Origin of the sequence: Levilactobacillus tujiorum (assembly GCF_012641185.1) — a bacterium.
Taxonomy (GTDB): Bacteria; Bacillota; Bacilli; order Lactobacillales; family Lactobacillaceae; genus Levilactobacillus; species Levilactobacillus tujiorum.
In genome coordinates, this window is sequence record NZ_JAAXLK010000004.1 from 1 (window position 1) to 22,719 (window position 22,719).

The window sequence follows — 22,719 nt, forward strand, 5'->3', positions numbered from 1 at the left end:
GAGAGATGATCAGGTAGATAGGCTGGAAGTAGCAGCGCCGTGAGGCGTGGAGCGGACCAGTACTAATCGGTCGAGGACTTAACCAAGTTGAAAACGTGGTTGTTTCCGCGGAAAGTAATTGAATAATATCTAGTTTTGAGGGAAGAAGTTCTCTTATAGTGTGGTGGCGATAGCCTAAAGGATACACCCGTTCCCATGCCGAACACGGAAGTTAAGCTTTAGCACGCCGATAGTAGTTGGGGGATCGCCCCTGCGAGGATAGGACGTTGCCACGCGATTATTCCGGCATAGCTCAGTTGGTAGAGCACCTGACTGTTAATCAGGTTGTCGACGGTTCGAGCCCGCCTGCCGGAGTCGGGTTAACCTGGTTAACCAGTTGATATGCCGGCTTAGCTCAGCTGGTAGAGCATCGGTATCGTAAACCGAGGGTCGGGGATTCGAATTCCTCAGCCGGCATCAGATAAGTCATTGACCTGTTGGTCAGTGGCTTTTTTTGTGCGACGAATGCTTAAAGAAATTAATAGCAATATCTCTGTATAACAGCAAAAAACATCACTTTCCTACGCGTAATGGGAGTGGTGCTTTTTTTGCTAGGTGGGCTATTAGATGGGAAACTCATCATGAAAAAGGAAACATGTATGAGCTAATTCGATCGTCGCTTTAAAAATGTGGTTTATTCGACAAGAAAATTAACGAAGTCAGCATGATTCAATGGACTACCTAGCTTCGTTAAATAAGGAGAGTAGCCCATTGCTAATCGGGGTGTAAACGGTTACACGAACGTGGTGCATTGGTATAGTCATGAATTCATAATTGGTATATATCTTTCAACTACTGTTACGACAGCCTTTAAAGCTAAAAAATAATAAATGATTTATTCAAAATGCTATTGTGGTATACCTGATATAGTGCTATCCTATAAGTATCATTTAAACACGGGAGATGCCATCATGAAAAATGTATTATTAGTATGTGGTCAAGGAATTTCAAGTCAGTTGTTCCTCGGGGAAGCTAAGCGTGCGGCGGAAACTCAACGTGTGGCCTTACACTTTACTGCGACCAGCTTAATGGAAGTAACGCCAGCATTGTTGGCTGAACAAGATCTCGTTTTGTTGGCCCCACAAGTTGCTTACCAGGCTAAAATGCGTGCTAAGATTGGCGATCAGGTTCCTACTGCGATGATTCCTAATGACATTTACGGTTGGTTGAACAGTCAGGCATTAGTCAAGTTTGCATGTCACCAACTCAACTTCGTACCGGCTGCGGTCGCGGTTGCCTACTAATAAGATGACGCCAACGGTGGAGCAATTGGCTATGCAGCTGCTGGTCACGGCAGGAACTGCTAAAAATAGTCTCTATCAGGAACTGACTGCGGCGCGCCTTCAGCATCGCCAGCCAGATCTGACAAGTTGCCACGACCAGCTCTTGACGGCTCACAAGGTTCAAACGCAAATGATGGCAAAAATGGCTGCTACGGATCTTTCAATGTCTGTCTTGGTAAGTCATGCAATGGATACTTTGATGGCTGTACAAGGCAACTACGAGCTAATTGAGGCATTGAACTTAGATTGGTCATAAAAATTAACAAGCTGAGGTCTGGGATAACTCCCAGATCTTTTTTAGTTATCCTACATTAACTAGTCACACAGGAGAGATTAAATAGCACCCAATGGGTCGATAGTTACTGTTGAGGGGATAGTCAACGTAAGTTTATTCATTAAAAGTATAATATCGGGCAAACTGCTGAAATGAATAAAAAATAAGAAGATTGCATGAGATAGCTAATAATTTCATCATTGTTTTTTGCCCGTGGGGGCGGGGATGGAGACGCTTTTATTAGGAAAACCGTTGCGTAACGGGACTTCATGAAGTATAATTACAACTATGTTTTATTAGAGGTCTATGAGACCCTGCCACAATCGCGTTTATTGATTCGGATTGTGAAATATAAAAATATTCATTTTAACCAAGCAATGGAGGTATTATCATTTTGAATAACAAACCAGATTCGACGACTCAAGATCGAACATTCTTCGGTCAACCACGTGGGTTGTCAACGCTGTTCTTCACAGAAATGTGGGAACGGTTCAGTTACTACGGGATGCGGGCCATCCTTATCTACTACATGTACTACTCCGTTACCCAAGGTGGTCTAGGGTTCGATCAAGCAACGGCTGCCTCAGTGATGTCCATCTACGGGTCAATGGTTTACCTGTCATCCGTCCTTGGGGGTTACCTGAGTGACCGGGTTTGGGGAAGTCGCCGGACCGTGTTCATTGGTGGGGTGCTCATCATGTTCGGGCACATTGCCCTTTCAGTTCCTGCCGGTCGAATTGCGCTGTTCATTTCAATTCTCCTAATCGTCTTAGGGACTGGGCTTCTGAAGCCAAACGTATCTGAAATGGTTGGTGGCCTGTACGATGCCGGGGATACACGGCGTGACTCCGGGTTTACCATCTTCGTCTTTGGGATTAACTTAGGGTCATTAGTGGCCCCATTACTAGTTGGTTGGTTAGGGTTGAAGTACAACTTCCACTTAGGGTTCTCCTTGGCAGCCATCGGGATGTTCCTTGGTTTGGTTCAATACTGGTACGGCGGTAAGAAGTACCTAAGTAAGGATAGCCTTTACCCAACCGACCCATTGGAACCAGGCGACATGAAGAAGCTAGGGGTTCGTTCGACCGTTGGATTAGTCGCTTTTGCCTTAATCATTCTGTTGATGTTCCTCTTAGGTTCATTGAACTTAAACAACTTCGTTCTTCTCTTATCCATCATCGCCATCGCAACACCAGTCGTTTACTTCGTGATCTTCTTGACGAGTAAGAAAGTTACGACGACTGAACGCAAGCACGTTTGGGCATACTTAGGTCTGTTCATTGCGGCCGCTATCTTCTGGGCAATCGAAGAACAAGGCTCTTCTGTCTTGGCCTTGTTTGCCGCTAACCAAACGAACAACCACTTCTTGGGGATTCACATCTTACCTTCGTGGTATCAAATGTTAAACCCACTGTTCATCTTGATTTACACGCCATTCTTTGCTGCTCTGTGGAACCGTCTGGGCAAGAACCAGCCAAGTTCACCAGCTAAGTTTGCAACTGGGATGCTGTTCGCCGGTGCTTCTTACCTGATCATCGTGATTCCAGTGATGATGTTCGGTTCAGGCGCTAAGGTTAGCCCACTCTGGTTGGTCGGAAGCTGGGCCGTAGTTGAAATTGCCGAATTGCTGATTTCGCCAATCGGGTTATCAGTGACGACGAAGCTGGCGCCACGGGCTTTCCAATCACAAATGATGAGTATGTGGTTCTTAGCCGATGCGGCTGGTCAAGCCGTGAACGCGCAGATCGTTAAGCTGTACACGCCAGAAAATGAAGTAGCTTACTTTATGGGCGTTGCCATCGTAGCGATCGTTGCCGGACTGATTATGTTTGTCTTGGTTAAACCAATTAAGAACTTAATGGCCGGAATTAAATAATCAATGTTTCTAGCAAAAAGTGCTATTCTGTATGGAATGGCACTTTTTTATTTGCCTCGTTACTAAAGATTGGTGAACGGTCAGGTGGCAGGCTTATCTATGTTATCTCATTAGTTGTGACTAGCTTAAACTCAAGGGAGGACTCACGATGGTAAAAGCCGCTTTAATCAGTGACTTACATTTCGATGTGAATCGGCAAAATATCGACCAGTTGTTACCCCAACAAGCTGGTTACCTGATGCAACAGGGAGTGGGGCTTTACCTGATTGCAGGAGATATTACCAATCACTTCGCGCAATCGCTGGATTACGTTGAGCGGATTCAGCGGTTAATTGCGCCGGCCAAGGTCCGTTTTATTGCGGGAAACCATGACATGCTTCATGACGTGACGTATGCGGCCCTTGAGAGCCCCTTAGCGCCGACTTATCTCCATCAGGGGCAATTAGACGTAGCAGAAACTAACTGGCGGATAATCGGCAATAATGGCTGGTATGATTATCAATTCGCTGATAACCTGATCAATCGTGACTTTCTCACTTGGAAACGGGCATTTTGGGTCGATAGCACAATTGAACAGCCGCAGACTGACCCGGAGCGCATGACCCACGTTTTGACGGCTGTGGAAGCGCAGTTGGTGCAAGCACAGGCCGAGCATAAGCGGGTGCTGCTGATGACCCATTTTGTGCCCCGCCGAGACTACATTCGCTATACGGATGATGATCGCTTTTGGAATATGGCCAATGCCATGCTCGGTAGCCCACGGCTGGGGAAGTTGTTAGAGGACTATCACGTTGAAATTGTCCAATTTGGCCACGTCCACCGGCATTTCGCACCTCGGCAATTCAACGACACAACTTACTACGACCAGGCGGTGGGGTACCACAATAAACGGATTAATGAATGGAGCCAGACCGATTACTTTACGGAATGGCGTCAGCGGTTGCGATTGTTGGAATTAAAATAGAAATATTTTTTAGAAAAGGCTTGACGATCTATGCAGAATTCTGTATGATAATAAACGTTGATTCGTTACGGCGATTCACTTTTGGTGGGGTAGCGAAGTCTGGCTAAACGCGGCGGACTGTAAATCCGCTCCTTCGGGTTCGGTGGTTCGAATCCACTCCCCACCATTTTATTATTGGGCTATAGCCAAGTGGTAAGGCAACGGGTTTTGATCCCGTGATGCGCTGGTTCGAACCCAGCTAGCCCAACTTAGACCAGTCACTGTGTGTGGCTGGTTTTTTTTGTGTCTAAAATTCCGGCAGGCCCTCAATTCCACGGCGGTATCACCGTAATTGACAATTTCGGTGAATTTCGCTAAAGTCAAATTAACAATTGCGTTGAGCTAACGATAAGTGGGGTTGATGAACTACCGATGGCGTCACCTGATTTTAGCCGCGGTGGTCTCATTGAAAAGTCGGCTTAAATGACTTAACCAGTGGGTTCAGACCACTAAAACGCCACAAGGAGGAAGTTTGTATGAAAATTGGATTTATAGGTGTTGGCGGCATGGCACAAGCGATTATTGGCGGCTTACTAAAGGCCAAGACCTTTGCGCCGGCTGAGATTACGGTGCACAGTCATCGCGAGGAAAGTTATCTCCCATATGCCCAGGCGCACGACCTGGTTGCGGCCAAGAGCAATGCTGCGGTCGCGGCCAACAGCGATCTGGTGGTCCTAGCGGTGACCCCCAACGTGGCGCAAGCGGTCTTAACAGAGATTAAGGGGCAGCTAACGCCAGCTAAAACGTTGATTTCGATTGTTGCGGGACTGTCGTTGGCAGATATGGCTACCCTAATCGGGGCGGATGTACCGACGCTACGGACGTTACCCAACGTTAATGTGGAAGTCGGGGCCGGGATGACGGCAACGGCCGCCAACGCCGCTTTGACGGGCGAACGGTTAACTGCGGCGTTGCGGGTCTTTGATACGATTGGCTCAACGACCATGCTTGCTGAGGAGCAATTTGGCGTTTTCAGTGCGTTGGCCGGGAGTTCACCAGCCTATATTGATTTCTTCATCGACAGTCTGAGTCGCGCCGGGGTCAAGCATGGGCTCACTAAGCAGCAAGCCACTGAGATTGCGGCGCAGGCAACGCTAGGATCAGCTAAGATGGTCTTACAGAGCCACAAGATTCCCTTTGAACTGATTGATCAGGTTTCCTCACCCGGTGGTAGCACGGTGGCCGGTTTATTGGCAATGGAAGAAGCTGGCCTCATGACGGCAGTGGTTAAGGGTATCGACGCCACGATTAAACGCGATGCGGGTGAAACGGATTAGCCACGAGATGATCCGCATTACATGGAGTGATGCTGGTTACCTTCCGTTCGCCAGATAGGGGCCGGAACGGCAGCGAGCCTGGCAAGACTTATGGCAATAAATTGACTCGTGTCAGTTGCAATTTTGGTCTATACCGATTACAATGAGAATGTACGAAATAGTTGTTGTCATGTGATGAGGAGGAGACTCATGAGTATTGTCTTAAAGCACGCTAAGATTTATACCGGGGATGATGTCATTCCCGATGGTTACATCCGGTTTGATCAACAGATCGAAGCGGTTGGTCCGGTTGCCGATTTCCGGCCGCTACCAGCCGATGAGATTCACGTGGTCACTGGGCGGACAATTGTGCCCGGCTTTATCGATGTCCATAGCCATGGGGGTTATGGATATGATAGTATGGATGGTGACCCTGATCAGATTGATCAGATGGTCAACTTGATGGTTCATGAAGGGATTACGTCGATCTTTCCAACGACCATGACCCAGTCCAATGACGCGATTGATCATGCGATGCGTGGCGTGGCTGAAGCGGCTAAACGCAATCCGGTCATTCAAGGCGTGCACTTGGAAGGGCCTTTTATTGCCGCCATCTTTAAGGGCGCACAACCAGAAAAGTACATCAAGGATCCCGATGTTTCGCTGCTGGATCGGTGGAACAAGCTCTCTGGCGGACGGGTTAAATTAATTACGTATGCGCCAGAAGATCCAGGTTCCAAGGCCTTTGAAGCCTACTGCTTGGCTAATAAGATTGTGCCTTCAGTGGGACATTCCAATGCGACGCGCGAACAGCTGTTGGAGAGCCGGGCCACTCACGTCACGCATCTGTATAATGCGCAACGGGGACTGCGGCACCGCGAACCAGGGGTCACCGGGCATGCGATGTTGGAAGACAACTTGTACTGTGAACTTATCTGTGATGGGTTCCACATTGTGCCCGATATGATCAAGCTGGCCTATGAACAAAAGGGGCCACATCGCTTGGAACTGGTTACGGACTCCATGCGCGCCAAGGGAATGCCTGAAGGGGTCAGCGAACTTGGTGGGCAAAAGGTGATTGTGAAGGATCGCCAAGCACGGCTGGAGAGCGGTAATTTAGCCGGTTCCGTGTTGCGGTTTGACGAAGCCTTTAGAAATATTATGGCCTTTACGGGTTGCGATATGAATGACGCGGTCCAAATGAGTTCGGTTAACCAAGCCGAAGAATTTAACTTAACCCAAAAGGGTAAGCTAGTGCCGGGACGTGATGCTGACTTAAACCTATTTACACGTGAGTTACAATTAGAAACGACGTATAGTTTAGGTCGGAAATTTAGCCACGACGCTAAATAAAAATTTTGTTGTTTTTGTAGAAGGGACGTAGGTGCTGTGAGTTCACCGATTTATATTCAAATTCATAATGACATTAAACGGGCTATTGAGGCTGGTAAGTGGGCAGTTGGCGATCGGATACCGTCCGAGCGGGAACTGTCTCGAGATTTTGATGTGAGTCGGATGACGCTCCGTCAGGCTATTCAAACCTTAGTTGACGAAGGGATTTTGGAACGGCAAGTTGGTTCCGGAACTTACGTGGCCAACCAGAAGGTGCAAGAAAAGATGTCTGGCGTCACGAGTTTTACGGATCTGATGCTGGCACAGGGGAAACAACCCGCTAGCAAGACGATTTCGTATCACGTGATGAGCCCATCACTCAGTGAAGCTGAGAAGTTGAAACTGAGTGAAGACGAACAAGTCTTACGGATGGAACGGATTCGCTTCGGCGATGATGTGCCCATCTGTTTTGAGGTGGCAACAGTGCCGGAACACTTGGTTGATGGCCTGAGTAAGCAAGAAGTGACCAGTTCACTGTACCGTGCTTTGGAGGATAAGAAGAATCTTAATCCAGGAAAAGCACAACAGACGGTTTCCGCAATGTCGGCTTCTGAGCGCATTGCAGAATACCTTAAGATCAAGCGGGGCGATGCGATCTTACGGCTACGCCAAGTGACCTATCTGCAAGACGGGACGCCATTTGAGTACGTGCGGACGCAATACGTCGGCGAACGATTTGAATTTTATCTTGAAAAATAAATGAGGGGGAGCTGAACGGTGAGTCAGCTCCCTTTTTGCAAAACCAATGGCGAGGACGCGATGACTCATGGAAATCCGTAAAGCACGACCGGACGATGATTTTGAGGCGGTGGCCCAGCTGTACCTAACCGTGTGGCGGCGTGCCTATCGGGGGCTGCTTCCCGCTGACTTTTTGGCCCAGTTGACTCCAGCGACGTGGCAGCCGCGGCGACGATGGCAGCAGACGTGGTTGGCCTTTGACCACGGACTTCTGGTGGGTAGTTGTGCGGCCGGACCAGCGCGTCAGCCGCAACGAGCTGCCATGGGGGAGATCTATTCCATCTACGTCCTGCCGCAAAAGCAGCAGCGGGGCATTGGACAACAGCTCATGCAGGCTGCTTTAACTGAGTTGGCAACGACTTATCCCCAAGTCTATCTAGAAGTGCTCGCGGCGAATCAGGCCGCCCAGTCCTTTTATCGGCGACTAGGATTTACGCAAAAAGGCCCCGTCCAGTTGCGAACGGTGCCTCAAGGTGAGCTTGCATTGATTGAGATGAGTCGTGGCTTGCCGTGATTAACGCTGGCGACGGGCCTGTTGCCGCACCAGATGGAGGTAATGCGGGATCACGGCGATACGTTTGAGCCGCTTGGGTTCCTTCAAGGTGCGGTAGAGCCATTCGAGATGGTGGGTCTGCCACCACTTCGGGGCCCGGTCTACCGTACCCGCTAGGACGTCGAAGCTGCCGCCGACCCCCATCCACAGCCCGTTGGTGACGTGACGGTGCTGGGCAATGAATTCCTCCTGTTTAGGGAAGCCCAGGGCCGCGAAGACCATGTCCGGTTGGGTTCGCTGGATGTCGGCGATAATTGCCGTGTCATCGGTAAAATAGCCGTCGTGCATGCCAGCAATGATCAGTCCGGGGTAATCGCGTGACAGGCTGCTTTTAAGCTTAGCGATAACTCCTGGTTTGGCCCCGACGAAGTAAGCGGAGCGGTGTTGGTCGCTGGCCCATTGGAGGAGACTCGTCAGGGTGTCAAAGCCCGTGATTCGTTCCGGCAACGGTTGTTTTAGAATTTTGGCACCGTCAAGAATGCCAATCCCGTCTGGCGTGATGTAGTCGGCCGTCTGGAGGAGCTGGTGATAGGCGGCGTTATGGTGCGCGTACATCACGATCTCCGGATTAGCGGTCACCACGAAGGTGTTCTGCTGAGTAAGAATGCGTTGTTGTAGTGTCTCAAGTAATTGGGTAGCGGTGGTCTTGATAAATGGGACATCGAGTACCGTTACAGTTGGAAATGAAGGTTGCATGGGGTCTCCTTTCGAGATGGTCATGCCAACGAATTAAGCCGCAATGACCGTACTAAATAGTATGACGCTCTGTGCGTTTCATGCTAAAATAAGTCTATTAGATTAAAATATGTAACAGTCCAGCTTGAAAACTAGCTTAGCTAAGGGAGTAGCTTATTATGACGAATTTGTATCCTGACGACAGTTTAACCCTGCACACGGATGCCTACCAGATTAATATGATTCAGACGTATTATCAAAAAGGGATTGCCGATAGACACGCGGTTTTTGAAGTGTTTTTCCGCAACATGCCGTTTCACAACGGTTATGCCGTGTTCGCGGGCTTGGAGCACATCGTTAATTATATCCAAAATCTGCATTTTTCCCAAGCGGACATTGAATACTTACGAGAAGCTGAAGAATATCCGGAAGATTTCTTAGATTATTTGGCGAACTTTAAATTTCGGGGGTCGATTCGTTCGGCGGTTGAAGGCGAATTAGTCTATGCCCATGAACCCATCTTACAAGTGGAAGGCCCCCTGGCGGACTGCCAATTAGTCGAGACCGCTATTCTTAATATTGTGAATTACCAAACATTGATTGCCACCAAGGCAGCTCGGATTCGTTCCGTGGCGGGTGACGACGCCCTGATGGAATTCGGGACGCGCCGTGCTCAGGAATTCGATGCCGCCATCTGGGGGACGCGAGCAGCTTACATTGGCGGCTTTGACGCGACCTCTAACGTGCGGGCCGGCAAGATTTTCGGTATTCCGATTAGCGGCACCCACGCCCACGCTCTGGTACAGACTTATGGTAACGATTACGATGCCTTTACGGCGTATGCGCAGACGCACCGCGACTGTGTCTTCTTGGTCGATACTTATGACACGCTACGCAGCGGGGTGCCAAATGCCATTAAGGTTGCCAAGGAATTGGGCGATCAGATCAATTTTCAAGGCGTGCGGATTGATTCCGGTGATATGGCTTACTTATCAAAACGGGTACGGCAAAAGCTAGACGAAGCCGGTTTCCCGAATGCTAAAATTTATGCGTCCAACGATCTGGACGAAAAAACGATTCAAAGTCTTAAAATGCAAGATGCCAAAATTGACGTCTGGGGGATTGGAACGAAGCTTATTACGGCGTTTGATCAACCAGCACTGGGTGCCGTTTACAAGATGGTCGCGATCAGTGACCAGAACGGTAAAATGAAGGGTACCATCAAGTTGTCCAACAACGCTGAAAAGGTAACGACGCCGGGCAAAAAGCAAGTTTGGCGGATTACCAAGCGGGCTGATGGCAAGACGGAAGGGGATTACGTCACGTTGGCGGACGAAGATCCACGGCGTGAAGAGACCATTTTCATGTTCCATCCTAGTTTCACGTATATTAATAAGACGGTCGGTGATTTCAATGCCCGACCAATCCTGCAGTCCATCTTCGAAGACGGTGAATTGGTTTACAAGTTGCCAACCCTATCGGCCATTCGTGATCGTTGCCGGGGTGCCTTAGCAAATCTTTGGCCAGAGTATAAGCGGGACTTGAACCCACAGAAATATCCCGTCGACCTGTCCCAAGACTGCTGGGATCACAAGATGGCGATTATCAAGGACATTCACACGTACGTACAGAAAATGCCTGAGTAGCCGTTAACAACTGGCACTCGCCATTCAGGCGACCGACTGACCAGCCAGCAATAAGTGAAGAGGCCAGCTAAACTAATTAGGGGGCAAGTAGTATGCGGGCAATGCAACAAGAGATCATCGCCGCGTTGAAGGTCCAACCTACCATTGATCCGGCCAAAGAAATTCGGCGGAGTGTTGATTTTCTCAAGGATTATTTAAAACGTTATCGGTTCTTAAAGACTCTAGTCTTAGGGATTTCCGGTGGTCAAGATTCAACATTAGCCGGTATTCTGTGTGAACAAGCGGTCACGGAAATGCGGCAGGAGACAAACGACAGTGATTACCGCTTCATCGCGGTGCGCTTACCTTATGGTGAACAAGCCGATGAGGATGATGCGATGATGGCGATTGATGTGATGGGGGCCGATGAGACGCAGACGGTCAATATCAAGGCCGCCGCAGATGCCATGGAGGCTGCCGTACGCGCGAACCACGATGAGGTTAGTGATTTTAATAAAGGCAATATCAAGGCGCGTCAGCGGATGATTGCGCAATACGCAATTGCCGGGGCCCGGTCTGGCGCCGTCGTCGGCACGGACCACGCTGCTGAAGCCGTGACGGGATTCTATACGAAGTTTGGTGATGGTGCGGCAGATATTTGCCCGCTATGGCGACTAGACAAGCGTCAGGGAGCAGCCATGCTAGCCTATCTGGGGGCGCCAGAACATTTGTATCAGAAGGTACCAACCGCCGATCTGGAAGACAATCGGCCCGCCTTGCCTGACGAGGCGGCTCTCGGGGTGCGTTACGAGGAAATTGACGACTATCTTGAAGGCCGTGACGTCAGCGATGCGGCTGCGGAGAAGATTGAGGACTGGTACCGTAAGACTGCTCACAAGCGGCACTTACCAGTTAATATTTACGATACATTTTGGAAAGACTAGGTGACCAATGATGCGAAAGAATAATATGAGTAGTTATGTGAACGTGTTGAGCCAAGTGCTGCAGGGAACTGAAGACGAAGCCGGCGCGATGAACGACGACTTTGAAAAGATGCGCAAGGCAATTGATGACGACAAGGTTAGCGAACTGTCCCAAGCAGAACTGCAGGCTGTCGTGGATAATTTTCAACGAGGCACGGATAGTTACGAACAGAAGCTGAATCAGTTGGAACAGGCCAGCGCGCCGGTTAGAATTTTAGGCAAGCACAAATCGCTGGTGGCGGCATTTCGGACTTACACGGAAGCCTGCCAAGCCATGACGAACAGTATTGATGTGGAACATCAAGCAGTCGACGTGGCGGCGTTTAATCAGTCTGAGAAGACCCAAGAGAATGCCATGGAGAAGGTAACTGCAGCAACGCAGCGGATTATGACCAGTCCCATGTAATCAATCAAGGATGCCGTCTGCTAACGGTGTCCTTTTTTGCATCATCGCTCAGTTGCAGCGGCCTTTTTGGTGGTACCGCGGGGGGATCGCCGCCTTAACCATGGTATAATGCAGATTAGGATGACAATAACGGAGGGGTTGCATTGGCAAGAGAGAATGAAGAACAACTGAGTGCCTTGGCACAGCCGGTTCACCAACAGTTGAAGCAGTACCGGGTACAACAGATTCAGGCCGTCTTGGCATTGATGGACGAGGGCAATACGGTGCCGTTCATCGCGCGTTACCGTAAGGAACGGACAGGATCGCTGGATGAAGTGGCTATTCGTGAGATTGAAGACGAAGCGACCCGGTTATCGAAGCTCAATAAGCGGCGGCAGGATGTCTTGAAGGCGATTACGGAACAGCAAGCCCTGACCCCACAACTTAAGCATCACTTAGAACAGGCTACGACTTTGCAACAAGTGGAGGATTTATATCTTCCATTCAAGAAGAAACGACAGACCAAAGCAACGGTAGCCATCCAACGGGGGGTGAAACCCCTAGCACAGTGGCTGTTAACCTTTCCCCAAGGTGATTTGGATGACCGTGCGCAGCAATATGTCGATGCAGCGCGAGACTTGCCGGATCTAGAAGCAGTCTGGGCAGGGGTCCATGAAATCCTGGCGGAAACGTTTAGCGAGCAAGCCGCCTTCCGAGAATGGATTCGGCAGTATACGTGGCAGCATGGCGAACTAACCAGCAAGCTGAAGCGCGGGGCCGCTGACCGTGATGAGCAGCAGGTGTACGCTACCTATTATGACTTCAGTCAGCGGCTTAATCAGGTGCCGCCATACCGGGTGTTAGCGATTAACCGCGGTGAACGGGAGAAAGTATTATCTGTGGGAATCGACGTTGAGAGTACCTCAATCTTACAATACGGGCATTTTCGGTTAGTGGGTCAACATCATGGTCCGGCGGTTGCCAAGGTTGAAGCGGCCTTTGCCGATGCCTACAAGCGGTTTCTGGGGCCAGCTATTGAACGAGAATTACGGCGCAACTTAACGGAACAGGCGGATCAACATGCCATTCAAGTCTTTGGGCATAACCTTTATCATTTACTGATGCAGGCCCCGCTGAAGGGGAAGGTCGTCATGGGCTTTGATCCGGCCTACCGCACGGGGTGTAAGTTAGCCATTATGGATGCCAACGGGCGTTTCCTCGCCAAGCAGGTGATCTATCCCCACAAACCGGCCAATGCCAAACAGCGGGCAGCCGCGGCACCAATTTTCAAAGACCTGTTAACGCGGTACCACGTTGAAATGATTGCGATTGGGAACGGCACGGCTAGTCGCGAATCTGAGGAATTCGTGAGTGACATTCTGAAGACTTTAGATCATCCCGTATATTACGTGTTGGTCAATGAAGCCGGTGCCTCCGTCTATTCGGCCAGCGCCAACGCTCGGGCTGAATTTGCCGATCTACATGTTGAAGAGCGTTCTGCCGTGAGCATTGGGCGCCGACTACAAGATCCCTTGGCTGAATTGGTTAAGATTGACCCTAAAGCCGTGGGGGTGGGACAGTATCAGCATGATGTTCCGGAAAAAGCCCTGGATGAGCAGTTGGATCGGGTGATTGAAACGGCGGTCAACCAAGTGGGGGTCAATGTCAATACGGCCAGTCCGGAATTGCTGACCCACATCTCTGGGTTAACGGCGACGACGGCTCAAAATATTGTGACGTATCGTAATGCTAACGGCGCCTTCGCCAGTCGTAAGGACTTACAACAGGTACCGCGGTTGGGCCCCAAGGCTTATCAACAATCGGTTGGGTTCTTACGGATCATTGCGGGACAGGATGCGTTGGATAATACGGACATTCACCCGGAAAGTTATCCCGTTGCGCGCAAATTATTAGCGGAATTAGCGGTGGATCAGACGGCCATTGGGACGCCCAAGTTGCAACAAGAACTGGCGATGCTCAATCAACAGAAATGGGCGGCTACGCTGGGAATTGGCCAAGCCACACTGGCGGACATTATTGCCGGCTTGAGTAAACCGGGGCGTGACTTGCGGGACACCATGCCCGCGCCCTTATTGAGACAGGATGTGTTGACCATGGCGGACCTCAAACCGGGGATGGAGCTCCAAGGAACCGTCCGCAACGTGGTGGACTTCGGTGCGTTTGTCGACATTGGGGTGAAGCAGGATGGCCTGGTTCACATTTCACAATTAGCCGACCATTACGTTAGTGACCCTAGTGCAGAGGTCACGATTGGCGATGTGGTGACGGTTTGGGTATTGAGTGTCGATGAGAACCGGCAACGGATTCAACTGACGATGCGGACTGATGGGCATGACTGATCAGGAGTTACAACGACTGGTTGAAAAGATTTCACTGGCAAGCTTTGGCAAACCATTCCGCCATCAAGCGCGCTTTAATCCGCGGTTGAAGACCACGGGAGGTCGGTACCAGCTGAAGGACCACAGTATTGAAATCAATCCGCGCATGCTAACTGAGCATGACCAGGCGACCTTGGTAGGGATTATTAAGCATGAATTGTGTCACTACCATTTACATCTGGCTGGTCAATCCGGGCAACATCGGACTCGTGCTTTTCGCGAGTTGTTACAGCAAGTTGGTGGACTACGATTTGCGCCGGCACCGAAATCAGCGGCACCGCGTCCGCGTCGGTGGCAATTGTACGTGTGTCAACGGTGTGGGCAGAAGTACTATCGCGCCCGGCACATTGACGTGACGAAGATGGTTTGTGGCCGGTGTCATGGCCATTTAGTTTGGCAAAAGACGGTGATCGCAGTTCAGCGACCACATTAAAAACAGGAGGTCAGTAGATTATGGGAAAAACAATTATTCGGGTACCAGCAACTTCGGCCAATTTGGGACCGGGGATTGATTCGATTGGTGCGGCGTTGCACTTGTACTTGACCGTGATTATTGAGGAAAAAACGGAAAAGTGGCGGGTGAACCACGCCTTGGGCACGAGTATTCCGCGTGACGAAAATAATCTGATGGTGCAGACGGCATTGAAAGTTAACCCTAAGCTACAGGCGCACCAATTGACGGTTATGTCGGATATTCCCGTTTCACGCGGGCTGGGAAGCTCGACCAGTGCGGTCATCGCGGGCATTAAGATTGCCAATGAGTTGGGCGAAATGGACTTATCCATTGCGGACCAATTGAACTGGGCGGTTAAGCTCGGCGGCGAATTGGACAATGTCGCGCCCGCATTAATGGGCCAGGCGGCGGTAGCGACCGTTAACGATGGGGTTGCTGATGCGATCAAATTACCACTACCGGATTTGCAGGCTTTGGTCTTCATTCCAGGACAGAAGTTGTTGGCCCAGAAGAGTCGTAAGGCCTTGCCTAAGCAAGTCTCCTTCGACACGGCGGTCCATGCTAGCAGCGTCGCTAACGTGTTGGTGGCGGCACTCTTGAAGGAAGATTGGGAACTGGCCACGAAGCTGATTGAAATGGATGAATTCCACGAACAGGCTCGGTCTCAGCTGGTGCCAGAGCTTAACCAAATTCGGGATGCTGCCCATGAACTGGGAATTGTAGGGACTTATCTCAGTGGTGCGGGCCCAACCGTCGTTACCTTTGGCACTTCTGCGCAATTGACATTGTTGCGGACCAAGTTAGCGGATGCTGATTTGCCGGGCAGTTTGCGCATTTTAGAGCTCGATAAAGAGGGTGCAACTGTCCTGACGGATGCATAATATTGAAATTTTTTGAATTAACTTGCAAAAAAATATTGTCACTGCCGGAATCATTTGGTATACTATTTCTTGTGAGTTAATGCGGCCATGGCGGAATTGGCAGACGCGCAAGATTAAGGATCTTGTCCGGGTAATCCGGGTGGAAGTTCGAATCTTCTTGGCCGCATATATACATTGGAATGACCGGGAATCAACGGGAAAACGTTGATTTACCGGCCTTTTTGTTTTTTGATATACGGAATAAATAGTATAAAATGGGATACGGATGTAACCATTTTGTAACCATTTTTTAGATGATGTCAGAAATTCGAATCACTTGGGCAGCCACCTGCTTTTCGGAAAAGTGGGTATAAATGTTCAGCGTAATCTTAATATCACTATGACCGAGCTGTAACTGAAGGGCTTTTACGTTAATACCATTCAAAACTTGGATAGATGCGAATGTGTGCCGCAATCCGTGAACGGTGATACGTGGTAGATCGACGTGGCTCAAAATAGTGCTTAGCCAGTGGTTAGGAGTCATTAAGGACATTGGGCCTCCCTTCTGACTGTGAAATACGCGGGTGTTAGCAAGCGGGATAACGGCCATGCGTTGACGGTACTTCTTCAAGTAGGTGACCGTATTCGGTTCTAAAGATAGAGTTCGGTATGCATTCACCGTTTTAGGCGTACCAATCGTTTGGGTGTTATCGAGGGCTCGCGTGGTTGTTTTGTTGATTGTCACAGTAGCATTAACGAGGTCCACATCTTGCCAGGTAAGGGCCAACACTTCACCCTTACGCATCCCCGTAGTAGCTAAAAGGTAAAATAGAGCACTGCGCCGGTAATCATTTCGCAAGTCATCCTCATGAACTACGGTCGATAAGAATACAGCCAGCTGCTGGCTAGTCCAGAAGTTCTTAGATTCGCTTTGCTTTGGTACATTGTTTTTTTCTTCTCGAACGTCGACTAATTTCATGGGGTTAGTTGTAATGGTCCCCATCTTTTGAGCAGTTCGAAACACTAGTGAGGCATACTGAACCAACTTGTTGAATGCTTTGACCTCTTTTCGCCACGTTAATACCGCCTGCTGGCATTGTTGCCACGTAATGGTATTAATATGTCGCTTACCAAGAGAAGGGATGATATGGTGCTTAAATAAGCCTTCTACGCGGTTTAGTGAGCTTTCTTTAACGCCAAGTTTGTAGGTTTCTAGCCAAACAGCATAGACATCAGCAAACGTTGGATTTTCGCTAATTTGAATGCCGTGTTTCTTGTCGTCATCAAATTTGAGCTGGGCGCGGGAGTATGCCAGTGTGGCTTCCTTTGAAGTTGAGAATCCACGTTTATGAAAGTTCTTACGTTTAGTTTCACCGGTTGGCGTTTCAATAACTCCCAAGTATCCAGAAACTTCGTAATATGTTTTACCTTTACTCTTATATGATTTAATCTTCATTTTTATATCCTCCAATTGTCTGTGCGAGGGACTTTTGGAGTGTAACTTGTGGCATCGCCTCCTTTCATTTATAATTGTGTATGTAAAAGGGCGCACTAGTGCCCTCGAACGTTGTGTGTGCATTCCATTATCTTGGCGGGTAGGGGGATGCACTTTTTTTATTTATATATTTTATCGATATGCAGTTTCCGAGTATTTTGACATTGCCATACTTTTAGGAGATACAATTTTAAACTTAATTGTATGCTTGGTCGCAATGACTTTTATGTGCTGCCACTTGCGGGAATAGAATTCTTTACCTGAAAACATGTATGAATAATGGCCAATCTTTTTATATTTAACATTGCTAATATAGTATGGATCACCAAGCCCTTGTGCTGCAAAGCTGTGACTTGTTATTCGGACAATGTAATTATATTTAAACGAATACTTTCCAGAACCGGCTTTTTTAGATTTTTTCCATGTTCCGCGTATAGACGTCGGAGTATTACTGTGCCAATTTGATGCGTTAGCTGTCATACTCAAAGACAGAGAGCCACCAAAAATTCCCAATGCTACTGAAGCAATGAAAAATTTTTTTATATACATAAACACACGACCTTAATTAGAGAACATATTCAGCTTTTAAAGACGTCCGTATCTGGTCTAATCCCTCCACTGGAATCGAACCAGTGCTAGCTACCGAGGAGGGAAATGAGTCTAAGGAATTAATGTAGCAATGTTACCTTTATAATTTGAGAATCGTTGCTTCTTAAAACTTGAGTAACTCGTATTCTTCAGATTTTTACCGGATTTGTAAAAAACTTGGTCTACCTTATAAGCCTGATGGAGAATCTGCTCACTCAAATATGCTTTACCAACTAGTCGGTAATACTTACCGACCTTTTTATAGTGGATGCTGGTTACATTAATTGTGTTTCGGTATGGATAAAGCTCAGCAATGAGGTAGGATGACTTCTTCAATTGAATGATTGGAACGGTACCATATGCATTGTGGAGTTGTTCATAAGAGTAAAATCCTCGAAGAGCTTTAGGCGTTCCTTTATGCCATGTTGAGGCCTGACTGTCGTTAACGTTAAGGCCCAAGGCAACAATCGGTGTACATATGATTAACAAAATACTGGCAACAATTTTTTTCATTGTGTGAGTACCTCCTTAGGGGCATGAGTTACATATATTCACTCTGGCAGGCGCATTCCTGTGGGGATGTGCTTTTTTATTTTCTGGACGAAATCTAGTGTGAGCTTCTATTCAGTGTAGTCTTGTACTACCTCATAAGAACTAAACTTCTTATCAGTCATAAATTCAAATTGATTAGTTTGGCCCTTATCCCAATTTTCCGTGTAAACGGCCTGGGTATCGATTACAGTCTTTTGCGCATCCATCAATTTAACCTTGATGCCAAAAGATTTAAATGAATAAGCCGTGTTATTCTTTATCTTTGCGGCATAAGTGTAGGTGTATCCGTCATCTTTAGTCTGCTTGAATTTAATAGATTTAATTAGTGACTTAATAGCGGCGGACTTTTTTGAAACATTGGTTACCTCATCACCGCGGCGCGTCAGTTCAGTTAAATCATTCTTGTACTTATCGCTAACTTTTAGTTTGTACTTGTTATTGATTTTCAAAATCATCTGAGTGCGAGTATCGTAAGCTTTGTTCCATTTATTGAAGAAATTAGATTTATCATAGGATTTCAACGCTGTTTTTTGATCATCCAGAGCGTTGAGGTAGGTAATGGCCTCTTCGTGCAGTTTGTTGTCTTTAAACTTCTTATTGTCATAGCCCTTAACTTTAGCAAGTTCAGTATTGACGGATTTAGTTAGGGCGTCCTTAGGAGGGTTAGTTGGGTCTTTGACAGTGTCAGTGATTGCCCATCGAGCTTCGAGGCCCTTTTCTAGAGAATTAATAAAGTCTCGATCATAATACTTAGTCTGCTTCTTTTGATTACCACAGCCGACGAGTGACAATCCAGCTAACAATGTGATTGCAAGGGTAACAAGCTTTTTCATGATGTTGCCTCCAGTATGTATTTTGTGCATCATCGAAAGTATCTGAATACCTGATGATGCATTAATTCTTGATGGCCTGATTAATCAGTGCATGGAAACGATCCATTTCATCTTCTGCTTTTCTGACCATTGGTGTGCCATTATCTTGAGGTAATGCTAGGAACTTTACAGTGTGGCTGTTACCATCGTTTGTAACGATTGTTGCGTCCATTCGGGTGATGTAGTCCACTTTTTTGCCGCCAGTAACTGCGCCAACGATAGCTCCAGCTCCTCCGAATAATACGCCACCAGTTGCCGCTCGTAATAACGAATGATGTTTTTTCTTGGTACCACCATCAATGTGCGGTGTATAGCCAATGATGTCATCAAAGCTGATAACATCGGAATCGATTAAGAGCTGTTTGGATTGCATATTAATCTGGGCGTTGGCAATCTTAATAGCAGATTCACGCTTAAAACTTGATGTAATTTGAGAAAACTCTTCTTTTTTCTGTTTTCTTCTTTGTACAAGCCAATAAATTATTAGCCCAATTATGAGCATTTCAATAATTGACGTTAGATATCCCATCGTTAATTCCTCCAGTGCGTTTAATAATTGGTTCACACTTTAATAATACCGAAAAGGAAAATTTTGACAACGGTTTCATGACCTAGCTGAGATACCAAGCTCACTGTGAACCGCCGGATAAAATGTGATTGTATCGTTGATGATTACCTTATACCCCTTGTAGGTTGAGGATTCACCTAGTTGTGTTTTGAAATATGAGATAGCATTATTCAAAAATTCGACAGGTATCTCAAGTTCCTCAGCTACCTCATAATCGAAGCGTAGTCCCATTTTATAACAGTAAAGGAGATCATCCATACTGACGATAGCTTTATACGCAAGACTTCGGGCCTGCACTTCTTGCTTCTTATTGTTGATGTCTTTTTGGTCAAGGATTACACCTACAGTGTGCAGAGCGTGCATGAATTCCTCAGCCAAAATAACCCGTTTATCGACCTCTGGTTGGTTTTTTTCTAGGAAAACGTATGGTTTTTTGTCCCGGACACGGAATGTGCCGTAGGCGCCAATCTTATCTTTGAGACCGGATACCTCAATGATTGCGGCGTATTTACTATAGACTGCGATTAATTGTTCTAGTTTACTCAAACCCATTCAGCATCATCCTACTTTTTCTTATCTTCATATTTATCAATAATGTCATCAAGCGTGTTAGCAATTTTCTTGGCCTCTTTGGCATCAATATGATGATTGGAGTCTGCTTGATGGGCAGCCAAGGTATCTGGCTGGTTAAAACGATTTTGATCTTCGACTTGTGCTTGCGTGTATGCCGAGATACGCGCCTTATGGATGTCATCGAGACCACTAATTTCTTTTATTAGTTCTTGAGTGAAGATGTCACTAACCATGGTAGAGAACTTAGGTTGACCAGTTACTATTTCGTCAAGACTAACGTTTAAATAGTTGGCAACTGCCTGAACTTTATCCACGCTAGGGTTAGTCCTGTTCCAATTGTACATGCTGTTTGTTCCAAAATTTAAATCTCGCTCAATTTTAGAGATTGAGATGCCCTTTGGTTTTGCTATTAGTTTGATGTTTGTCAAAATGTCCATCATATCAGCCTTTCTAATGTGCATAAAAAAATAATTAGTAAAAATAATAGAAAATATGTTGACATCTACAAGATTTACTAGTATTCTTATCACATAAGTTAAATGAGTTCACGAATCGCTTTTACAAAATACACTGATTCATCAAACGGGACTTGCCAGAAACGTTGATGTAACAGGATTATTTCTTATGCACTAATATTAGTATATTTTATAGAACATGTCAATAAAATTCGTGAATTTGCTTAACTAATTTTGATACAAGGGAGGTTACGTAATGTCATCAGATTTAAAGAGGCAGGTAAAGGTAGCTTTTGCATTGCAAGATAAGAATCAAAAATGGTTGGCTAAACAGCTAAAAATAACGGAAAGCCAATTATCAGATATTATCAATGGAAAACGACATGGCAAAAAAACAACTGAATACATTCGAAGCATCAAGGAAATTTTGCATATCGAGGCCGATGATTAGGGAGCGATGATAAATGGATTTAGAGCTTTCAGAAAAGTCCTTAGCTAAACTCAATCAACTTATGTTGGTTAGTGCGTCGGAGGCGTTTAAATTAGCTGCCAAACGTGAGGCGCTTCCGTTCTGGATGAAAAAGGGTGAGGCAAAGGTTTACGCCAATGTCGATGATAAGACACTGACAAAGTTCATCAAGGATGGATTGCGGGTCTCAGTTAAAGATGGAGTTCAACGAATTTCAAAAAAGTCGATTGACGATTATTACGCGGTCCATGAAATTTAAAAAGTCTGTGCGAGGGCGGTGACAGTGTAATGGCTGAAATAAAGGTAACGTGGAAGGATTTAATGATTCCAGTTTATGACTGGTTAGAGTTATCAGCAGCCGATGAGAAATGGGCTGACTGGTCGGTAATGGTTCTACTAGGAATTATCGTTGTCGATTTAGCAACGTAGGAGGTTTAAGAAGTTGAGAATGCAAATGGAAAGGCAATTTAGGGTTGAGAAATATCTTGAGATGGCTCGATTAACGACGGACGCTTCGTCTCGCGAAGAGTTTCTTGAAATGGCGCGATACACATTGGAGCTTGATGAGTCAGACTTTAAAACAGTAAACACTCGATATCCAGAACTGAATAATTACTTTAGTACTGTTCAGCGTGGTGAGTTCATAGGACGCTCTGTAGCAGAGACCTATAGAAACTACTCCCAATACTGCAAAGAGAACGGAGAACCAATCTTGTCTAAGCAGGCTTTTAACCGCTGTGCAGAGAAAACATTTGGATTGATTCGACGACGAGGAAGTTTTGGAGTTGATAGAAGAAATTTGTGGAAGTGGTCTGAGTAGGATAGTGGTGATGTAGTTGGAAACAGTACTTATCTTCACTTTAGTTTTTGGATTAGGATTACCCATTCGTTTGGGGTACGAAAGGTGGCAAAAGAATCATGACAAATAAAGAATTAGCGAGTTACTGGCACGCAAAGTTAATGCAGACGCCGGCGAGCTATCAGGCGTTGGCAACTTTCCGATTTAAGAAGTGGGAGAAGTTTGAAGCATTAGCCCACGAAGAGGCAGTGGAAGGGGTGGTTAACCAATGAAAGTGGAGATTTTGTTAGACCAGGTTTTACAAGGAGTTAAAGACCGGTTGGATTCTAGTTCAGTTGTTCCAGATGGTCTAAAAGATGTGTTTGTTGAGACTACAGTTGCTCGTGTTAAAGAAGCGGTTGAAAAGGATCCTGAACGATGGGCCACTGCTATGGCCGATGAGATGGCTGATATTTCCGCCAATAAAATTCTTCAACAGTCTGGCCAACTCCTGGCGTTTCTGAGAATGATGCATTAGCGATTGGTACTGAAGGGAAGTGACTCATATCATTCA

The 22,719-nt window shown here is 47.0% G+C and carries 28 protein-coding genes, 5 tRNA genes and 2 rRNA genes; 27 read left to right on the top strand and 8 right to left on the bottom strand.

The window, feature by feature from the left end:
* The 14 genes from HF569_RS02545 to HF569_RS02610 all read left to right on the top strand — a co-directional run.
* A 23S ribosomal RNA gene (locus HF569_RS02545) occupies window positions 1-86 on the top strand; the annotation flags it as partial.
* Window positions 87-159: 73 nt separating this feature from the next.
* Window positions 160-275: ribosomal RNA gene (gene rrf, locus HF569_RS02550) — 5S ribosomal RNA — on the top strand.
* Between the two features lie 6 nt (window positions 276-281).
* A tRNA-Asn gene (locus HF569_RS02555) sits at window positions 282-354 on the top strand.
* Window positions 355-383: 29 nt separating this feature from the next.
* Window positions 384-456 (top strand) — tRNA-Thr (locus HF569_RS02560).
* Window positions 457-950: 494 nt separating this feature from the next.
* A complete protein-coding gene (locus tag HF569_RS02565; protein ID WP_168901196.1) occupies window positions 951-1,283 on the top strand; it encodes a PTS sugar transporter subunit IIB in 333 nt (110 codons plus the stop codon).
* Window positions 1,284-1,299: 16 nt separating this feature from the next.
* Entirely contained in the window at window positions 1,300-1,578 is a 279-nt protein-coding gene (locus HF569_RS02570) for a PTS lactose/cellobiose transporter subunit IIA (protein WP_168901197.1), read from the top strand.
* 412 nt (window positions 1,579-1,990) lie between these two features.
* On the top strand, window positions 1,991-3,472 hold the full coding sequence (locus tag HF569_RS02575) for a peptide MFS transporter (protein WP_211089022.1): 1,482 nt from the start codon (window positions 1,991-1,993) through the stop codon (window positions 3,470-3,472).
* A gap of 148 nt (window positions 3,473-3,620) precedes the next feature.
* On the top strand, window positions 3,621-4,436 hold the full coding sequence (locus tag HF569_RS02580) for a metallophosphoesterase (RefSeq protein WP_168901198.1): 816 nt from the start codon (window positions 3,621-3,623) through the stop codon (window positions 4,434-4,436).
* Between the two features lie 83 nt (window positions 4,437-4,519).
* Window positions 4,520-4,602: transfer RNA gene (locus tag HF569_RS02585), tRNA-Tyr, on the top strand.
* 9 nt (window positions 4,603-4,611) lie between these two features.
* Window positions 4,612-4,683 (top strand) — tRNA-Gln (locus HF569_RS02590).
* Between the two features lie 268 nt (window positions 4,684-4,951).
* A complete protein-coding gene (proC, locus tag HF569_RS02595; RefSeq protein ID WP_168901199.1) occupies window positions 4,952-5,752 on the top strand; it encodes a pyrroline-5-carboxylate reductase in 801 nt (266 codons plus the stop codon).
* 189 nt (window positions 5,753-5,941) lie between these two features.
* Window positions 5,942-7,084: an N-acetylglucosamine-6-phosphate deacetylase gene (gene nagA / locus HF569_RS02600; RefSeq protein ID WP_168849670.1), complete on the top strand. Its 1,143-nt coding sequence runs from the start codon at window positions 5,942-5,944 to the stop codon at window positions 7,082-7,084.
* 36 nt (window positions 7,085-7,120) lie between these two features.
* On the top strand, window positions 7,121-7,822 hold the full coding sequence (locus tag HF569_RS02605; RefSeq protein WP_168849669.1) for a GntR family transcriptional regulator: 702 nt from the start codon (window positions 7,121-7,123) through the stop codon (window positions 7,820-7,822).
* Between the two features lie 67 nt (window positions 7,823-7,889).
* Window positions 7,890-8,375 (top strand): GNAT family N-acetyltransferase, encoded by a 486-nt coding sequence (locus tag HF569_RS02610; protein ID WP_168901200.1) that lies wholly within the window; start codon window positions 7,890-7,892, stop codon window positions 8,373-8,375.
* On the opposite strand, the gene HF569_RS02615 is transcribed toward HF569_RS02610, so the two are convergent.
* Window positions 8,376-9,110, bottom strand: a complete 735-nt coding sequence (locus HF569_RS02615; RefSeq protein WP_168901201.1) for a WecB/TagA/CpsF family glycosyltransferase — start codon at window positions 9,108-9,110, stop codon at window positions 8,376-8,378. It lies immediately after the preceding gene.
* A gap of 158 nt (window positions 9,111-9,268) precedes the next feature.
* Here HF569_RS02615 and HF569_RS02620 point away from each other — a divergent pair, with 158 nt between their 5' ends.
* The 7 genes from HF569_RS02620 (at window position 9,269) to HF569_RS02650 (ending at window position 15,982) form a co-directional block, all read left to right on the top strand.
* Window positions 9,269-10,735 (top strand): nicotinate phosphoribosyltransferase, encoded by a 1,467-nt coding sequence (locus tag HF569_RS02620; protein ID WP_168901202.1) that lies wholly within the window; start codon window positions 9,269-9,271, stop codon window positions 10,733-10,735.
* Between the two features lie 92 nt (window positions 10,736-10,827).
* A complete protein-coding gene (gene nadE / locus HF569_RS02625) occupies window positions 10,828-11,658 on the top strand; it encodes an ammonia-dependent NAD(+) synthetase (RefSeq protein ID WP_168901203.1) in 831 nt (276 codons plus the stop codon).
* A gap of 10 nt (window positions 11,659-11,668) precedes the next feature.
* Entirely contained in the window at window positions 11,669-12,103 is a 435-nt protein-coding gene (locus HF569_RS02630) for a hypothetical protein (protein ID WP_168901204.1), read from the top strand.
* A gap of 143 nt (window positions 12,104-12,246) precedes the next feature.
* Entirely contained in the window at window positions 12,247-14,442 is a 2,196-nt protein-coding gene (locus HF569_RS02635; RefSeq protein ID WP_168901205.1) for a Tex family protein, read from the top strand.
* Window positions 14,435-14,914: a SprT family protein gene (locus tag HF569_RS02640; RefSeq protein WP_168849675.1), complete on the top strand. Its 480-nt coding sequence runs from the start codon at window positions 14,435-14,437 to the stop codon at window positions 14,912-14,914. Before HF569_RS02635 ends, HF569_RS02640 begins: the two co-directional genes overlap by 8 nt.
* Before the next feature lie 20 nt (window positions 14,915-14,934).
* Window positions 14,935-15,816, top strand: a complete 882-nt coding sequence (thrB, locus tag HF569_RS02645; protein WP_168849662.1) for a homoserine kinase — start codon at window positions 14,935-14,937, stop codon at window positions 15,814-15,816.
* An 81-nt stretch (window positions 15,817-15,897) separates the two neighbouring features.
* Window positions 15,898-15,982: transfer RNA gene (locus HF569_RS02650), tRNA-Leu, on the top strand.
* Window positions 15,983-16,105: 123 nt separating this feature from the next.
* Here HF569_RS02650 and HF569_RS02655 read toward each other — a convergent pair.
* From HF569_RS02655 to HF569_RS02685, 7 genes are all read right to left on the bottom strand, one after another.
* Window positions 16,106-17,251, bottom strand: coding sequence for a tyrosine-type recombinase/integrase (locus HF569_RS02655; RefSeq protein ID WP_168901206.1), 1,146 nt, complete (start codon window positions 17,249-17,251; stop codon window positions 16,106-16,108).
* A gap of 171 nt (window positions 17,252-17,422) precedes the next feature.
* A complete protein-coding gene (locus HF569_RS02660) occupies window positions 17,423-17,839 on the bottom strand; it encodes a hypothetical protein (protein WP_168901207.1) in 417 nt (138 codons plus the stop codon).
* 111 nt (window positions 17,840-17,950) lie between these two features.
* Window positions 17,951-18,391: a hypothetical protein gene (locus HF569_RS02665; RefSeq protein ID WP_168901208.1), complete on the bottom strand. Its 441-nt coding sequence runs from the start codon at window positions 18,389-18,391 to the stop codon at window positions 17,951-17,953.
* A 107-nt stretch (window positions 18,392-18,498) separates the two neighbouring features.
* A complete protein-coding gene (locus tag HF569_RS02670; protein ID WP_168901209.1) occupies window positions 18,499-19,263 on the bottom strand; it encodes an FxLYD domain-containing protein in 765 nt (254 codons plus the stop codon).
* A 61-nt stretch (window positions 19,264-19,324) separates the two neighbouring features.
* The gene (locus HF569_RS02675) at window positions 19,325-19,831 is read right to left on the bottom strand and encodes a hypothetical protein (RefSeq protein ID WP_168901210.1); all 507 of its coding nucleotides are present in this window, start codon (window positions 19,829-19,831) and stop codon (window positions 19,325-19,327) included.
* Between the two features lie 75 nt (window positions 19,832-19,906).
* The gene (locus tag HF569_RS02680) at window positions 19,907-20,422 is read right to left on the bottom strand and encodes an ImmA/IrrE family metallo-endopeptidase (RefSeq protein WP_168901211.1); all 516 of its coding nucleotides are present in this window, start codon (window positions 20,420-20,422) and stop codon (window positions 19,907-19,909) included.
* Window positions 20,423-20,433: 11 nt separating this feature from the next.
* On the bottom strand, window positions 20,434-20,883 hold the full coding sequence (locus HF569_RS02685; protein ID WP_168901212.1) for a helix-turn-helix domain-containing protein: 450 nt from the start codon (window positions 20,881-20,883) through the stop codon (window positions 20,434-20,436).
* Window positions 20,884-21,154: 271 nt separating this feature from the next.
* Between HF569_RS02685 and HF569_RS02690 the strand changes: the two genes are divergently transcribed.
* From HF569_RS02690 to HF569_RS02715, 6 genes are all read left to right on the top strand, one after another.
* Window positions 21,155-21,349, top strand: coding sequence for an XRE family transcriptional regulator (locus HF569_RS02690; protein ID WP_168901213.1), 195 nt, complete (start codon window positions 21,155-21,157; stop codon window positions 21,347-21,349).
* 13 nt (window positions 21,350-21,362) lie between these two features.
* Window positions 21,363-21,626 carry a hypothetical protein gene (locus HF569_RS02695; protein ID WP_168901214.1) on the top strand — a complete coding sequence of 88 codons (264 nt, stop codon included), beginning with the start codon at window positions 21,363-21,365 and terminating at the stop codon, window positions 21,624-21,626.
* 29 nt (window positions 21,627-21,655) lie between these two features.
* Entirely contained in the window at window positions 21,656-21,796 is a 141-nt protein-coding gene (locus HF569_RS02700) for a hypothetical protein (RefSeq protein WP_168901215.1), read from the top strand.
* Between the two features lie 13 nt (window positions 21,797-21,809).
* Window positions 21,810-22,187: a hypothetical protein gene (locus HF569_RS02705; protein ID WP_168901216.1), complete on the top strand. Its 378-nt coding sequence runs from the start codon at window positions 21,810-21,812 to the stop codon at window positions 22,185-22,187.
* Between the two features lie 98 nt (window positions 22,188-22,285).
* Complete coding sequence (locus HF569_RS02710; RefSeq protein WP_168901217.1) at window positions 22,286-22,438, top strand: hypothetical protein; 153 nt, start codon at window positions 22,286-22,288, stop codon at window positions 22,436-22,438.
* The gene (locus tag HF569_RS02715) at window positions 22,435-22,683 is read left to right on the top strand and encodes a hypothetical protein (protein ID WP_168901218.1); all 249 of its coding nucleotides are present in this window, start codon (window positions 22,435-22,437) and stop codon (window positions 22,681-22,683) included. The genes HF569_RS02710 and HF569_RS02715 overlap by 4 nt, the downstream gene beginning before the upstream one ends.
* Window positions 22,684-22,719 lie beyond the last annotated feature (36 nt).